Origin of the sequence: Crystallibacter degradans (assembly GCF_012952295.1) — a bacterium.
Classification (GTDB): domain Bacteria; phylum Actinomycetota; class Actinomycetes; order Actinomycetales; family Micrococcaceae; genus Crystallibacter; species Crystallibacter degradans.
Window position 1 is genome coordinate 164,773 of sequence record NZ_JABBCH010000002.1, and the last position, 14,521, is coordinate 179,293.

Sequence of the window (14,521 nt, forward strand, 5' to 3'; positions counted from 1 at the left end):
CGTATCCTGATCCGCCTTCCGGCCAGTGAACCGCTGTTTATGGCGGATGGATCGGATCGTAGACTTGCCCACCTACTTCAACGAGTCCGCTGTGGCTGGCTAGGCCGGCCGTCAACTGCCCTGAATAACGACGGCGGCAGCCGCCTCGGCGATGACCTTTTCTTCGTCCGTGGGCACCACCAGGACGGGGATGGCGGATCCGGCGTCGCTGATCACGCGCGCCTCCTCGGGATCGTCGGCGGCCTCGTTGGCATCAATGTCCAGGGTGATGCCCAACGGGCCGAGGCGGTCGACGGCGAGGGCGCGGAACGTCGCGGAATGCTCGCCTACTCCGGCGGTAAAGACCAGGGCCTGTGCGCCGCCGCAGGCAACATGGTAGGCGCCGACATACTTGGCTAGCCGGTAGCTCGCCACCTCCAGCGCGAGGGCCGCTCTGGCGTCGTCGTTGTTTGCCGCTTCGACGATCTTGCGCATGTCGCTCTCTCCGGCGAGAGCTTTCAGACCGGATTCATGGTTGAACAGGTCCTGCAGATCGTCCGGGGTCCGGCCGGCCTGCTGCAGAAAGAGCACCAGCCCCGGATCGAGATCGCCCGGCCGGGTGCCCATGACCAGACCTTCCAGCGGGGTCAGCCCCATGGAGGTATCCACGCTTTGTCCGCCGGAGATGGCGGTGGCCGAGGCCCCGTTGCCCACATGCGCAATCACGGCGCTGAAGGAACCGAGCGGGATGCCGAGCAGCCTGGCCGCCTCCCCGGTGACGTATTCAAAGCTGCTGCCGTGGAAGCCGTAGCGCCGGATTCCATGTTCGCGGTACAGCTCATCGGGCAGCGCATAGCGCCAGGCATGTTCGGGCAACGTGCGGTGGAAGGCCGTGTCGAAGACGGCAACCTGCGGAATGTCAGGCCACTTCTGGCCGATAGCCCGGATGCCTTCGGCGTTCGCCGGGTTGTGGAGCGGCGCCAGCGCGCTGAGGCGCTCGATCGTGGCCAGCACCTCGGGCGAAATCAGCACGGGGCGGTCATAGTCCTCGCCGCCGTGCACCACCCGGTGGCCCACGCAGTCAATGCTGCGGGAGCCAAGTTGGCGGTCCAGCTCCGTGGCCATGGCCTCAAGGGCGTCGGTGTGGTCGCGGACCTCACCGTCGCCGATCTGCTCGATGCTGCCATCGGCCAGAACGCCATTGTCATCCGAGGGGACCTCGCGCACCTGGTACTTCAGGGACGAGGAGCCGGAGTTGATGACGAGGATCAGCATAAAACGTGCCTCCCGGGGAAGTGTGGTCCACCCCATCCTGCCAAAGCCCGCCGCCACGGACTACCGCCATGGCAAAGCCTGTTGCGCCGCAGGTGGCTGTGTAAGACTGGGCTCATGCTTGTAGCCTTCTCTGTTTCTCCGTCCGGCGCGCCTGCCAAAGGGCCCGCACCGCACGACGCTTCGGTCCACGGGGCCGTCGCCGCCGCCGTGAAAATCGTCCGCGAATCAGGCCTGCCCAATAAGACGGATGCCATGTTCACCACCATCGAGGGTGAGTGGGACGAGGTCTTCGACGTCATCAAGCGGGCCACAGAGGCCGTCGGGCAGTTCGGTGAGCGCGTCTCGCTGGTCCTGAAAGCGGACATCCGGCCCGGCTACTACGGTGAGCTGACCGGCAAGGTGGAACGGCTGGAAGCAGCCATCACCGAGGACCGTGCATGAACGCCGGGCCGGGAGAGCGCTGGGTGGAGGTGGAGGAGTACCTCACCGCCACGCTCGTCGGCGAGGACGAGACGCTGGCCGCGGCCCGTGACGCCACCGTGGCCGCCGGACTGCCGCACATCGAGGTGGCCGCGCCACAGGGAAAGCTGCTGATGCTGCTGGCACGGTTGACCGGGGCGCGGAAGGTGCTGGAGATCGGCACCCTGGGCGGCTACAGCACCACGTGGCTGGCGCGCGGTCTACCGGACGACGGCGAAGTGGTCACCTGCGAGTACGAGGCGCGCCATGCCGAGGTGGCGCGGGAGAACCTGGAACGGGCCGGCGTCGGTGCGAAGGTCAGCATCCGGGTGGGTGCCGCACTGGACACGCTGCCGCAGCTCGAGGCTGAAGGAGCGGGCCCTTTTGACCTGGTCTTCATCGACGCGGATAAGGAAAACAACGCCAACTACGTCAACTGGGCGCTGAAGCTGACCCGTTCCGGCAGCCTGATCGTGGTGGACAACGTGGTCCGCGGCGGCAGCGTCCTGGATGCGGACCAGGCCGGTGCGGGTGGGGACGATGCGGAGGCGGCGGCCATCCGTGGCACGCGCGATGCCTTGGCGCTGCTGGGCAGCGATGGGCGGCTGGAGGCCACGGCCGTGCAGACCGTCGGCTCCAAGGGCTGGGACGGCTTCGCCTTCGCGCTTGTGAAGTAGGCCGGTTTCCGGCCGGAGCCGCGGACGTCTTACGATCAACGGTATGACTGCGCCTGAATTCGCCGACCGGAACGGCTGATGGGACGGCGGAACCGCGGCCGGAACCCGGAGCCGGCCGAGACTGCTGCCGGGCCCGCCGAAGGACGGTACGAAATTTCCTCCGGCGTGGCCGAACTCGTGCGGGACGCCGACGGAACGGACGCCTGGCTGCTGAAGATCAACGGGGTCCAGTCCTCGCATGTGGTGATCGGCGAGCCCGAGCGGCTGGACTTCGAGTACATGCGCTGGATGGCGGCGCTGATCGAATCGCACTGGCCCGCAACGGGTTCACTGCGCGCGCTCCACCTGGGCGGCGGGGCCTGTTCGATGGCCCGTTACCTCGCGTCGCGCTACCCGGACGCGCGGCAGGTCGTCGTCGAAATCGATGCCAAACTTGCCGAGCTGGTCCGGCAATGGTTCGACATCCCCAAAGCGCCGCTGGTACGCATCCGCGTCGGCGAAGCCCGCGAGGTTACCGAGTCGCTGTCCGAAAACAGCCGGGACTTGATCATCCGGGACGTGTTCGCCGGCAGTCTGACGCCGGACAGCCTGGTCACGCTGGAATTCACCCAAGCGGCCCGCCGGGTGCTGGCGCCGGGCGGAATCTACCTGGTCAATTGCGGGGATACTCCGCAGCTGCTGGGCGCCCGTGCCGAGGCCGCCACCATCTCAAGCGTTTTCGAACATACCCTGATCATCGCCGATCCGCCTATGCTTAAAGGGCGGCGTTATGGCAATGTCATCATCGCCGGCAGTGACGTTCCGTTCGGCGACGACCCGCAGCTCGTGCGGGCCCTGCTGGGCGGCGCGGTCCCGGCCCAGCTCTGGGGCCGTGGCGAAGTAGCAAAGTTTTCCAGAGGCGTCGCCGTTCTGCAAGACCACGCAACGAATTAGGATCGTTTCACCGAATGTTGTGACTTGTCAGCAGGTTCTGTATTAGATTTAGAACGAACGGTCATGGGAGACCGTAAAAGGCCCGGGAGGGATCCGCTTTGCGGTGAACTCTTCGGAGGCAGACCGGGGACAAAATCGGCTTCGACACTATGGATGGTGGCTGGAGCACCCTGTCTGCTCAACCGGACCTGATCCGGTGCCGGATGCCGGGAGCTGAAGCCTAATCCCCCCAAGTTAGGCCCAGCACCCGGCATCTCGGTTTTAATCCGTCAGGAAACGCCCAGGAGCTGCTCGATCGGGCCGATGCCGAAGAAGATGACAAACGCCCCGGCAACCGCCCACATCAGCGGGTGCACGTCCTTGGTCCGACCCTGCACAGCGCGAATGATGACGTAGGCGATGAAACCGGCGCCCAGGCCGTTGGCAATCGAGTACGTGAACGGCATCAGCGTGAAGGTCAGGAAGGCCGGCAGGGCCACGCCCCAGTCCGACCAGTCGATCCGCCCTACCTGGGCCACCATCATGAAACCAACGACGACGAGCGCCGGCGCCACCGCCTCGAACGGCACCAGGTAGATCAGCGGAGTGAAGAACATGGCGACGATGAAGAGCAGGCCTGTGACAATGCTGGCCAGTCCCGTCCGGGCCCCTTCCCCGATCCCGGCACCGGATTCAACGTAGATCTGGCTGGAGGAGACCGAAGCGCCGCCGCCGGCAATGGCGCCGGCCGCGTCGACCAGCAGCACCCGGTCCACGAGCGGGATGTTGCCTTCCTTATCGGTCAGCCCGGCTTCGTTGGCCAGACCCACCATTGTGCCCATCGCATCGAAGAAGATGCTGAGCAGGATGGCGAAGGCCAGTAGGCTCGCGGCCGTGACGCCGAGTTCGCTGAACGCACCGAAGATGCTGACCTGGCCGATCAGGCTCAGGTCCGGGGCAGACCAGTCCGGCAGGCTCGGAGTCACGAGGGACCAGCCGGTGGGGACGCCGGCACCTTGCGAACCGGGCTGGGCAACGGCCTCCACGATCAGGGCGAACACCGTGGCAGCCACGATGCCGATCAGGATGGCGCCTTTGACCTTCCGCACCACCAGGACCATGGTCAGGACCAGGCCGAAGATGAAGACCAAGGTGGGCCAACCCATGAGCTTGCCGTCGAAGCCCAGACCAACCGGAACGGTGGTGCCGGCAACGTCGGGGACGCGGCGGACGAACCCTGCGTTGACCAGGCCGATCAGCGCGATGAACATGCCGATGCCCACTACAATGGCCGTTTTCAGGCTCGCGGGAACAGCTTTGAAGACGGCCGTTCTGAACCCGGTCAGTACCAGGATCAGCATGGTGACACCGGACAGTACCACCAGACCCATCACATCGGGCCAGGTGAGGCCCGGGTTGCTAGCCACAGTGACGGCAACGAACGCGTTGACGCCCAGGCCGGTCGCGAGAGCGAAAGGGTACTTCGCCCAGGCACCCATGACGATGGTCAGCACGCCGGCCACCAACGCGGTGACGGCAGCAACGCGGGCACCACCGAGTTCATCTCCGTTGGCGTCTGCGCCGCTGAGAATCAGCGGATTGAGCACCACAATGTAGCTCATGGCAAAGAAGGTAGCCAGACCACCGCGGATTTCACGCGAGTAGTTGGAGCCTCTTTTGGTGATCTCAAAATACGTATCGACCTTGGCCAGGAAGCCTTGCTTGGTCTGTACATTTCCCTGTCGGGGCATGGAGAGGTCCTCCGCAGAAGTGATGGGATGGCGCGTTTCCCATGAATCCTAACCCTCGACGTAGGCTGGAGGAGTGAAAAAGCTTTTCCTGAGTGCCTCCGCAGCCGTTAGGTTAGTCACGGCTGTGCTGGTGGCCGCTGCCTTTGTACTGTTTCCCACCGCCGGGGCACAAGCCCACGATGAACTCCTCTCGCAGACTCCGGAAGCCGGTGCGGTGGTGGAGGCCATGCCCGAGGAGTTGACGCTCAACTTCAGCAACGTCCCCGTGGCGCTGGGTTCCGTAGTGCAGATACAGGACTCATCGGGAACCAACTGGGCCGACGGCGAGGTGCAGATCGTGGACACCGAAGTCAGCCAGCCGATCAAGGCCGATGCGCCCGCGGGCGAGTACTCCGTGGTGTGGCGGGTGGTGTCATCGGACGCCCATCCGATCGAAGGGAACTTCACCTTCACCGTGGAATCCGGCGCGGATGATGCGAGTGCGAGTGCAGGTGCAAGCGCCGGGGCGGGCACGGATGCCGAGGCGGGAACGCCCGAGCCGATCGAGACGCAAGAAAATCCGGCCGACGAGCCAGCAGGCATCACGGTAGCGGGCCAGACGGTTCCATGGAGCGTCCTCGGCATGGTCGCCGTGCTCGTCGTGCTTGGCATCGTCATCGGGGTGACGGCGAAGCGCCGTCTCGGCAAGGGCGGCGAGTAGCTCAGGCGAGAAGCATGCGGCCGCCGGCAATGGCGTCGCCGACCAGTTTGGCCTGCCGCACAATCTCCCGGGTACTGGGCGTGAGCAGATCGGCCACGCCGACCAGGTAGAGGCCCAGGGACTTCAACGTTGCCCGGAGGTCTCGGCCGAGGTTGATCCCGAGACCGCGCAGGAACCGGCGGACCTGGTTCTGTGGGCAGTCCGTGAGCACCACGGACTCCGCCTGCAGGATGCCCTGTTCAGTGTGGATGACCCACTTCTGCTGCCGGTCCCGACTCAGTTTGCTGGCCATCGTGCTGGGACGGACGTCCAAGCGGTGGCTGGTGGCATAGCCACGGAGCAGCCGCAGCAGTTCCGAGCGTTCCGTCAGCGAGACCGAGTCCGTCATGACACTCCGGCGCTTGCCGGCCGTGCCCATGCCCTCCAGCACAATGGAGGCGACACCGTGCCTGCTCAATTCACTGGCCACGGCGAGGCCGGGCAGGCCGGCACCGATGACGACGGTGGTGGTGGATTCGATCGGTACGTCTGCGGGGCACACAGCACTCACCGTACAGCCTCCTCGAACGGGTAGGAGAGTGCCACGGCGGCGGGATCCGCATCGGGCACAGGTCACAGGCCGAGGGAGAGCTCGACAGCGATTTCTCGAAGCCTATCCAAATTTGCCCTCCCTGAGAAGAGGCTTCTCTGCGAGTAAGCTGGGAGTAGATGGCAACGGAGCAGTTGCCCATTCGAGGGAGGCGGGAGCAATGACAAACGCAACACCCGGTAATGCCAGCCGCGGCGGAACGCCCCGCGGAATCGTGGTTGGTGTGGACGGTTCGGACCAGAGCCACTGCGCGCTGGTATGGGCAGCCCAGGAGGCACAAAAACGCCGGACCCCGCTGCATGTCATCACCGCCTATACCGTTCCCGTCTTCGCCGCTTCGAGCATGGATGCCGGCTACGCCACTTTGGATGATGCGGTGATCCGCGAGGGCGCGGAAGCCGTACTTGAGCAGGCCGTGGAGAAGCTGGACGGCTACGGCGTCGAGGTTCATGCCACGGTCGAAACCGGGGACGCCGCCGGGGTGCTCCTGGAGCTGTCGGAAGAGGCGGAGCTGGTAGTCGTCGGTACGCGTGGACGCGGCGGCTTCATGGGCCGGCTGCTGGGTTCTGTCAGCAGCGCCGTCCCGGCGCACGCCCATTGCCCCTCGGTGACCATCCCGCTGGCGTGCGCTCCGCGGCTCGAAGGCATCGATTTCGAACTGCCCAAGGGCAAGGACGTCCCGGTCAAGCCCGACGACGTGGAAAAAGTTGTCCTGGTCGGCGTCGATGGCTCGGAGCAGGCACGCATGGCGACGCTCGTCGCTGCCGAGCAGGCCGCGCGCTGGGGTCGCCCGCTGCGCGTCATCTGCGCTCTGCCGCCCTTCACTGGTTCATTGGCCTGGGTGCCCGCGCCGCTGGACCGGGAGGCGCTGTACGCGGACCTCAGGACACAGCTGGACGCCGGCGTGGCCTGGTTGCGCAGCCACTTCCCCGGCCTGCAGATCAGCGGCGAGGTCCAGGACGGATCTCCCGTGGAGCTGCTCATCGAAGCCACGCGCACGGCGGAACTGCTGGTCATGGGTACGCGCGGACGCGGTGGGTTTGCCGGCATGCTGCTCGGTTCCACCAGCCAGGGAGTCCTCCATCACGCCAAGGGCCCCGTCATGGTGGTACCGGACGCCTATGATCCACGGCTCGAGGACCGCAAGAAGTTCGGCCCTATGCCGGAGGAATGATCGGATCCTGCCCGCAACTTCCCGTTTTAGGTCCAGCGGGCTCCATAGCCGTGCAGTTTGCCGTACATGTAGCCGATGGGTGTGACGCGCAGGCCGTCGTTCGGGTTCATGGCGTGAACCACCTGGCCGCCGCCGATGTAGAGCGCGACATGCCAGAAGTTTCCTTCGGTGCCCCAGAACACCAGATCTCCGGGCTGCAGATTGCCCAGCGAAACCTTGTGCGGTGCCTGGTCGTACTGTGCCGCGGCGGTGCGCGGAATCCACTTGCCCGCCGTGCCGAACGCCTGCTGCGTCAGGCCGGAGCAGTCGAAACCCCAAGGTCCGTTGCCGGCCCATTCGTAGTAGGACTTTTTGTTTGAGGCCTTGGCGGTCGCGTAGTTGATCGCCGTCTGTGCCATGGAGTAATTCGGTGCGGGTGCGGGAGCCGGCTCCTGCTTCGGCGGAGCGGGTTTCGGCGAAGGCTTGGGTGCCGGCGCGGGGGCCGGGGGTGGTGCAGGTGCAGGGGCCGGTGCGCGTTCGGGCTCGGGTGCAGGTTGCGGTGCCCGGTCCGGTGCGGGTGCCGGAGCGGCAGCAGGTGGGGCCGGGGGAGCCACCGGTGCGGAAGGCGCCGACGGGGTGCTGGGGGTGGCCGGAGCCGGAGAAGCCGGGGCCGGCGTGATGCCGTCCGCGGCCGGAACGACCATCGCAGATGCCCCCGCCGGGCTTCCGTTATTGCCGGAGGCAGGTTGGTTGGTGGCGCCTGCGGCCGGCTGTGCGGCTGCCTGGCGTTCGGACGCAGCCACCAGAGCCTCGAACTGGCGTTGCTGCTCGGCTTCTTCCAGTGCGGAGATCCGCTGGTTCTCCTCGGCGACGCTGGTGCCGCGGAGTTCGGCCAGATGGTCCAGCAGGACCTGGCGCTGTTCTTCCTGCTTGCTGACGAGCTGCTCGTGGGCGGCGCTGGCGGCCTTGGCGTTCGACTCCGCGGCCTTGGCCGCGGCAGCCGCGTCCTGGGCGGCTTCTTCGGCTTCCGAAACGTGGAGTTCCCAGGCTGCCCATAGCTGGGCTGCCTGCTGGGCAGAGGTCAGGGTTTGGAACCGGTTGTCGGACAGTGCGTCCAGGGTGGACGCCTTGTAGAGCACTTCGTCCGCATCGGCGCTGGCCAGCAGGGAGCTCAAACCCGGGTTGACGCCACCATTGCGGTACAGCTCACCCGCCAGCTGGCCCACCTGGTCCTGAACCGCTTCGAAGTATTCACCGGCCTTCTTCGCCTTGCCGCGAGCGTCCTCCAGCTCGGACGTGCGGTCCTGCTGGATGAGCAGGGCGGTGCTGTAGTTGTTCTGCGACTGCATCGTCTCGTAGCGGGCGCTTTCCAGCTCCCCGCTGGCCGCGCGCAGCTGCTCTTCGATCCGTTCGACGAGCGCCTTCGTCGCCTCGGCGTCCCCCTTGGCCGCGTCAATGTCCTTGTCAGACAGGGCGGGACTGGCGGGAATCTGCACTGTGGACACTGAAACCTGCGGCAGTTCGCCCGTGGGTGCCGCGACGGCCGGTGGCAGGCCGGCTGTGGTGAGCAAAGCGACAGTGGCAGCCGCGAGCGAAATGGTGCGCACCGGCGTCGTGCGTTTTGAACGGGCAGAGCGCCCTTCAGGCATCCCCATGTGTACGGTCCCCCAGCTGCAAGTGAGCAGTGAATGCGCACGTTCAGGAACGGCCGATCACGGGATCGAGGCGGTCTCAGGCCCACTAAGAAGGCCGAACGGGAGACCGGGCTGCATTCACAACTCCTTGAGAATATGCATCCCTAGTCACTTTGGCAACATTTGTCCCATTGGAAACATTAGTAACAACAGTGTAGTTCTGTCGCTATTGTGCAGGGCGTGTCGCAGAAACGGACGTGACTTTGCCAGGGCGATCCGCAGTGGATGGGGTGGGCGGAAACGTCAGTCGTGGTGACGGGTTTCGTGATCGGCGTGGGACACCGGCTCGATCTGGAAGGTGCAGTGTTCGGTATCGAAATGGCTGCCCAGGCACCCGGAAAGCCGGTCCAGCACGCGGTCGATGCCCTCGGCATTAAGGGTCTCGTCGGCCACCACTACATGCGCCGAGAACACCGGGACGCCGGACGTAATGGTCCAGATGTGGATGTCGTGGACGTCCACCACGCCGTCGGCGCTCATGATGTGTTCGCGGATGCTGGCCACGTCCACGTTCTTGGGTGTCGCCTCGAGCAGTACATTGACGACGTCGCGCAGCAGGCTCCAGGCGCGCGGCAGGATCATCACGGCAATCAGGATGGAGGCGAACGTGTCCGCCTGGACGAAGCCTGTCACGGCAATAACGACGGCGGCGACAATCACCGCCACCGAGCCCAGCAGGTCCCCGAGCACCTCCAGATAGGCGCCGCGGACGTTGAGGCTTTCCTTGTGCCCGCCGTGAAGGATCAGCAGGCAGACGAAATTTGCGACGGCGCCGAGCACGGCCGTCAGGAGCATCGCGCCGGTATGGATCTCCGGCGTCTGCCCGAACCGGCGCAGCGCCTCCAGGAAAATGATGACCGCAATGACGATCAGCACCATGGCATTGGCCAGTGCCGCCAGGACTTCGGCGCGCTGGTAGCCGTAGGTGCGTTTGTCCGAGGGTGGCCGTGTGGCAATCCACGCGGCCAGCAGGGCAATCGAGACACCTGCCGCGTCAGACAGCATGTGGCCGGCGTCGGCCAGCAGGGCAAGGGAGCCGGAGATGAAGGCGCCGATAATCTGGATGACCACCACGGCAAGCGTGATGGCGACCACCCAGATGAGCTTCTTGCGGTGTTTGGCGGCCGCGGTGCCGGAAGCGGGCAGTCCGTGGCTGTGTCCGTGGCCCATGCTCAGCCCCACCCCAATTCGTGCAACCGGTCATCGGCGATGCCGAAGTGGTGTGCCACCTCGTGGATCACGGTGACCAGGACCTCGTGGATGACCTCATCCCGGCTCTCGCACATCCGCAGGATCGGTCCGCGGAACACGGTGATCCGGTCCGGAAGCGAGCCTGCGTCCCACCATTGGTCCCGCTCCGTCAGGGGTGTCCCTTCATAGAGGCCGAGCAGTTCCGTTTCGGGATCCTCCCATGGCTGCGGGGCGTATTCCTCCTCGACAAAGATGCCCACGTTGCTCATCTCGCGGGCGATCTTGTCCGGAATTTGATCGATCGCGTCATTGACCGCGTCCTCGAAATCCGGCAGGGACATTTCCATCGGCACGTATCGACTCTACCCGGGCCAAAAACCCGTTTTGGAAAATCCGGATCTAGGCTCTATAGTTTTATGAGTCCACAGCGGGTGACAATCCGAAGTGGTCCTAAGGCCCCCATCGTCTAGCGGCCTAGGACACCGCCCTTTCACGGCGGCGGCACGGGTTCGAATCCCGTTGGGGGTACTCAGTAAGCTGATTTCCAGTCAGCCGGACGTGGTCAAGGCCGCTCCAAAAGACTGGTAAGATGAATGCTGGCAAAAAAGCAAGGCCCTGTAGCGCAGTTGGTTAGCGCGCCGCCCTGTCACGGCGGAGGTCGCGGGTTCGAGTCCCGTCAGGGTCGCTCTGGTTTTCTAGAGTGATTTAGAAAGTCAAACGGTGATCATCGTCAGATGTTCCCAGGCTCTGTAGCTCAGTTGGTAGAGCGTTCGACTGAAAATCGAAAGGTCACCGGATCGACGCCGGTCGGAGCCACCACTAGATCCCCGCCTTCATGGAAGCGCGGGGTTCTTTCATTTAACGCAGCCCTCGCCGAATCCGGCACCTGGATTAGCGGGCATTGTCCGCCCGGCACGGCTGAAACGTTCCCATGGTCTTCACAGAGTGGCCCGATACCCTGCTTGCGTGGGTACGGCGCTATTTTCATTCGGGAGGACAGGACTGTTCCTGGCGAAGCTCGCGGTCATTTTCACGGCCGCGATAGTGGGACTGACTTCCTGCACACCCTTCCCGCAGTCCACGTCCGAGGCTTCGGCCAAATTGACGTCGCCCGGGGTGATCGAACCGGACCCACCGATTGAAACGGAAGCCGGACAGCCGCCGTCGTCCGCTCCCGGCTCCGGAACATTCAGCGATGGGGAAGCCGGGATCCCGGTCGACGAAATGCCCTTGGAGAGCCCGGACGGCGCCAGCAGCAGTTTCGAAGATTCGGCGGCGTCCTCGGACCCCGCCAAGTGGGGAAGTTACGGCACCAGGACCGGAGCCTGCACGGCCGTGGCGGCCAAAGTCGCCGTCCTGATGCTGGCGCCGCTGAGCTTTATTGCGGGCGTGGATGAAGCGCGGCTGGATGAGCTGCAGGCCGAGGTTGAGGATCTGCGGGATAAGGCGCCAGCTGAGCTGTACGACGAGCTGGACGAGGTTGAAGCGGAGCTGACAAAGCACGAGGACCGCACCGATTTTGACGACGAATCATTCCGGGAAGCGGTAGAGCCCATTCAGGAGTGGCTGAGGTCCAACTGCACCTTTTAACCGGGCGCTCCCGCCGCCGTCCATACGCGTTAGGCTTGCTTCAAGAGAAAGCACGGCGATGGGAGAACAGGTGGAGAACCAGAATTCGGCAGGTCAACCGCCGGCGTACCAGCCCGCCGTCCCCGACCCTGCCCTCCAGGAACCGGCTTTGCACAACGCAGGTCCGGAGGCGCCCGGCCGGACAACGATCTCGGATACCGCGGTAGCCAAGGTCGCCGCGGTGGCGGCGCGCAGCGTCAGCGGGGTTTATGCCTTGGGCTCGGGCACGGCGCGTGCACTGAGCGCGCTCCGCGATGCCGTGGGCGGCAGCGATCTCGGCCAGGGCGTCCGCGTGGAGGTGGGGCAGACCCAGGTGGCCGTGGATATTAATCTGGTGGCCCAGTACGGTGTGCCGCTGCAGCAACTCGCGCAGAAGGTCCGTGCGGCGGTCTACAGTGCCGTGGAGCAGTTCGTCGGGCTGGATGTTATCGAAGTCAATGTGGAAATCAACGACGTACACGTGCCCGGCCTCAATGACGCGAAAACAACGGCGGAGAAATCCGCCCGGCAGCCGGCACCGTGAAGGCCGGAGAACCTGGAGGCAGGCCAAAAATGAGCAACACCGTAGTCGGCATGGCCGTGGGCGCGGCCCTGGCGTGGGCGGCACTGGTATTCGAATTCTGGGGCTTCCTGCTGATGGCCGTGTTCCTGGCCGTCGGCGCCCTGATCGGCCGTGCCGCGGACGGCAAACTCGATCTGCGCGGTGTCCGCGACGCGCTGACCGGACGCCGCTCCTCTTCATGACTGCCGCTGATGCCGCGGTTCCGGCCCGCGGAGCAGAGCGCCGGCTCGCCGGGCATAACCGCGTCAGCACGCAGGCCCTGACCAGTACGGCCCAAGGCGTGGCCGGGGAGGTACTTGGCGTTTCCCCCACGCTCATCCGGGCAAGTTGGCGGGATGACCAGGGCTATCTGGCGCTCTCGCTGGCCCTGCCGATAGGCATTCCCTCGCTGACCCGGGTCCTGCAGGATCCGCAGCTGGTGGCCGGCTTCGGCGGCTCGATCTGGGAGCGGGTCCACGCGGCCAAAGGGGAAATCCTGGACCGGGTCACCCGCATCAGCGGATCCACCCTGAGCCGGGTGGACATCCGCGTGACCGGAATCCGGATCCAGGGCGGAGGCCGCGTTCGATGAGCGGCACCGACTACCAAAAGCAGTATGACGGCCAGGCCGGGGACCGCTTCAACGACCGGCTGGCCGTGCGCGAAACCCGCAGTTCCCGTGCCCCGGCAGCGATCATCGCCGCGGTCCTGGTTTCGCTTATCTGTCTCTACGTCCTGCTCGAAGCTGCGCTTAAAGCCATCGGCCAACCAGCCTGGCTGCTTGAACCCCGCGATTTCGCTGCCTGGCTGAACCAACTGCCCCAGAACGTGCCGCCGCTGATCCTGGGCACCAGCGGCGTTCTGATCCTCTTCGCCGGCCTGTTCTTCTTCCTGCAGGGTGTCCTGCCCGGCCATCTGCACCGCCACGTCCTCCCCAGCCGGCGCGGAATCGCCGTCGTGGACGACGAAGTTCTGGCCTCTTCGCTGGCGCGCCGTGCGCGGACCCGGGCGAATGTCACTGAGGACCAGGTGCTCGTGACGGTTTCACGCACGCTTGTGGAGGTCCAGCTGCGTCCTACTTCCGGCATTCCGGTGGAGGAATCCGCCATCCAGTCGGTTGTGGAGGACGAGCTCCTGCGCTCGCATATCGATCCCATGCCCGAGGTCCGGGTCAGAGTCTCGACGTCGGGAGTGGTAGGCCAATGAACGAGACTCCGCGGGCACTCAACCGCGTGCTGCTGACCCTGATCGGACTGCTGCTCGCCGCCGTCGGCGCCACGGCCGTGGCGCTCGCCGCCGCTCCGGCACTCGCCGGCACCTGGCATGCGGTGACGCGGCGGGCCGGGGCAGGTGTGGAAAACGTGCTGGCCGCGACCACCTTGCCCGGCCAGCGCGACAGCTGGCTGTGGATTGTGCTGGCGCTGGTGATGCTGGTGCTGATCGTGCTGATGATCGCGTGGGTTGCGCAGCAAGGCAAGGGCCGGGCCAGTACGTTGGCGGCCGATTACAACGACGACGGCGGCCCAGGCACCGTTGAGCTGGGCGCTGCAGTTGCGGAGCAGGCGCTGAAGGCTGCCCTGCTGGAGCACGAGGAAATCCTGCACGCCACAGTGGCCACCTACGAGTTCCGGGGCACGCCGGGCCTGCGCATCAGGGTGCTGCCGCGCAAGGGCGTGCCGCCGTACCTCGTGGCCGAGCAGGTCTCGGATCTGGTGGAAGCGCTGGACCTGGTGATCGGCCGGGAGACACCGGTGGTCATCAGCATCGGTACCAGCGCGCGCGCCCGGCTGGGGCGCACCGAACGCGTCCACTAGCTCTCCCTAGGCGGTCCTGCCTGGTTCCACGAAGGCGTGGGGTCGGCGGCTCCGTGGCTTGCATCACAATTCAGCATCAAAGGCTACCGGTCGGTAAAACGTTCTTGTCATGCGCAGCGTAAGCGTTTACGTTTCAGATACCCGATCCACACCTGGT

At 65.4% G+C, this 14,521-nt stretch carries 17 protein-coding genes and 3 tRNA genes; 14 read left to right on the forward strand and 6 right to left on the reverse strand.

Annotated elements, in window-relative coordinates; all coding sequences use genetic code 11:
* Window positions 1-111 precede the first annotated feature (111 nt).
* Complete coding sequence (locus HGO92_RS04515; protein WP_169992332.1) at window positions 112-1,254, reverse strand: acetate/propionate family kinase; 1,143 nt, start codon at window positions 1,252-1,254, stop codon at window positions 112-114.
* A 114-nt stretch (window positions 1,255-1,368) separates the two neighbouring features.
* On the opposite strand from HGO92_RS04515, the gene HGO92_RS04520 reads away from it, so the two are divergent.
* From HGO92_RS04520 to HGO92_RS04530, 3 genes are all read left to right on the forward strand, one after another.
* Entirely contained in the window at window positions 1,369-1,695 is a 327-nt protein-coding gene (locus HGO92_RS04520) for a thiamine-binding protein (protein ID WP_169992334.1), read from the forward strand.
* Window positions 1,692-2,390, forward strand: a complete 699-nt coding sequence (locus tag HGO92_RS04525) for an O-methyltransferase (protein ID WP_169992336.1) — start codon at window positions 1,692-1,694, stop codon at window positions 2,388-2,390. Before HGO92_RS04520 ends, HGO92_RS04525 begins: the two co-directional genes overlap by 4 nt.
* 78 nt (window positions 2,391-2,468) lie before the next feature.
* Complete coding sequence (locus HGO92_RS04530; protein WP_169992338.1) at window positions 2,469-3,323, forward strand: spermidine synthase; 855 nt, start codon at window positions 2,469-2,471, stop codon at window positions 3,321-3,323.
* A gap of 269 nt (window positions 3,324-3,592) precedes the next feature.
* Here the strand turns inward: HGO92_RS04530 and HGO92_RS04535 are convergent, their stop codons facing one another.
* Window positions 3,593-5,053, reverse strand: a complete 1,461-nt coding sequence (locus HGO92_RS04535) for an NCS2 family permease (RefSeq protein ID WP_169992340.1) — start codon at window positions 5,051-5,053, stop codon at window positions 3,593-3,595.
* Between the two features lie 73 nt (window positions 5,054-5,126).
* Between HGO92_RS04535 and HGO92_RS04540 the strand changes: the two genes are divergently transcribed.
* A complete protein-coding gene (locus tag HGO92_RS04540) occupies window positions 5,127-5,753 on the forward strand; it encodes a copper resistance CopC family protein (protein ID WP_346768850.1) in 627 nt (208 codons plus the stop codon).
* Between the two features lies 1 nt (window position 5,754).
* Here the strand turns inward: HGO92_RS04540 and HGO92_RS04545 are convergent, their stop codons facing one another.
* Entirely contained in the window at window positions 5,755-6,303 is a 549-nt protein-coding gene (locus tag HGO92_RS04545) for an FAD-dependent monooxygenase (RefSeq protein ID WP_346768851.1), read from the reverse strand.
* 199 nt (window positions 6,304-6,502) lie between these two features.
* On the opposite strand from HGO92_RS04545, the gene HGO92_RS04550 reads away from it, so the two are divergent.
* Window positions 6,503-7,516, forward strand: a complete 1,014-nt coding sequence (locus tag HGO92_RS04550) for a universal stress protein (protein WP_169992341.1) — start codon at window positions 6,503-6,505, stop codon at window positions 7,514-7,516.
* 26 nt (window positions 7,517-7,542) lie between these two features.
* Here HGO92_RS04550 and HGO92_RS04555 read toward each other — a convergent pair whose 3' ends face one another.
* The 3 genes from HGO92_RS04555 to HGO92_RS04565 all read right to left on the reverse strand — a co-directional run bounded on the left by HGO92_RS04555 (window position 7,543) and on the right by HGO92_RS04565 (window position 10,727).
* Window positions 7,543-9,150, reverse strand: coding sequence for a C40 family peptidase (locus HGO92_RS04555; RefSeq protein ID WP_169992343.1), 1,608 nt, complete (start codon window positions 9,148-9,150; stop codon window positions 7,543-7,545).
* A 282-nt stretch (window positions 9,151-9,432) separates the two neighbouring features.
* Window positions 9,433-10,359, reverse strand: coding sequence for a cation diffusion facilitator family transporter (locus tag HGO92_RS04560; protein WP_169992345.1), 927 nt, complete (start codon window positions 10,357-10,359; stop codon window positions 9,433-9,435).
* Window positions 10,360-10,361: 2 nt separating this feature from the next.
* The gene (locus tag HGO92_RS04565) at window positions 10,362-10,727 is read right to left on the reverse strand and encodes a metallopeptidase family protein (protein WP_240974439.1); all 366 of its coding nucleotides are present in this window, start codon (window positions 10,725-10,727) and stop codon (window positions 10,362-10,364) included.
* A gap of 108 nt (window positions 10,728-10,835) precedes the next feature.
* On the opposite strand from HGO92_RS04565, the gene HGO92_RS04570 reads away from it, so the two are divergent.
* The 9 genes from HGO92_RS04570 to HGO92_RS04610 all read left to right on the forward strand — a co-directional run bounded on the left by HGO92_RS04570 (window position 10,836) and on the right by HGO92_RS04610 (window position 14,364).
* Window positions 10,836-10,908 (forward strand) — tRNA-Glu (locus HGO92_RS04570).
* A gap of 83 nt (window positions 10,909-10,991) precedes the next feature.
* A tRNA-Asp gene (locus tag HGO92_RS04575) sits at window positions 10,992-11,065 on the forward strand.
* Between the two features lie 58 nt (window positions 11,066-11,123).
* Window positions 11,124-11,199, forward strand: a tRNA-Phe gene (locus HGO92_RS04580).
* Between the two features lie 147 nt (window positions 11,200-11,346).
* Window positions 11,347-11,970, forward strand: coding sequence for a hypothetical protein (locus tag HGO92_RS04585; RefSeq protein ID WP_169992347.1), 624 nt, complete (start codon window positions 11,347-11,349; stop codon window positions 11,968-11,970).
* A 70-nt stretch (window positions 11,971-12,040) separates the two neighbouring features.
* Window positions 12,041-12,532 (forward strand): Asp23/Gls24 family envelope stress response protein, encoded by a 492-nt coding sequence (locus HGO92_RS04590; protein ID WP_346768852.1) that lies wholly within the window; start codon window positions 12,041-12,043, stop codon window positions 12,530-12,532.
* 29 nt (window positions 12,533-12,561) lie between these two features.
* Window positions 12,562-12,753: a DUF2273 domain-containing protein gene (locus HGO92_RS04595; RefSeq protein WP_074700154.1), complete on the forward strand. Its 192-nt coding sequence runs from the start codon at window positions 12,562-12,564 to the stop codon at window positions 12,751-12,753.
* Window positions 12,750-13,142, forward strand: a complete 393-nt coding sequence (locus tag HGO92_RS04600; protein ID WP_169992351.1) for a hypothetical protein — start codon at window positions 12,750-12,752, stop codon at window positions 13,140-13,142. Before HGO92_RS04595 ends, HGO92_RS04600 begins: the two co-directional genes overlap by 4 nt.
* Window positions 13,139-13,756, forward strand: a complete 618-nt coding sequence (locus HGO92_RS04605; protein WP_205834181.1) for an Asp23/Gls24 family envelope stress response protein — start codon at window positions 13,139-13,141, stop codon at window positions 13,754-13,756. Before HGO92_RS04600 ends, HGO92_RS04605 begins: the two co-directional genes overlap by 4 nt.
* Window positions 13,753-14,364 carry a hypothetical protein gene (locus HGO92_RS04610; protein ID WP_169992352.1) on the forward strand — a complete coding sequence of 204 codons (612 nt, stop codon included), beginning with the start codon at window positions 13,753-13,755 and terminating at the stop codon, window positions 14,362-14,364. The genes HGO92_RS04605 and HGO92_RS04610 overlap by 4 nt, the downstream gene beginning before the upstream one ends.
* The last annotated feature ends 157 nt before the right edge of the window (window positions 14,365-14,521 follow it).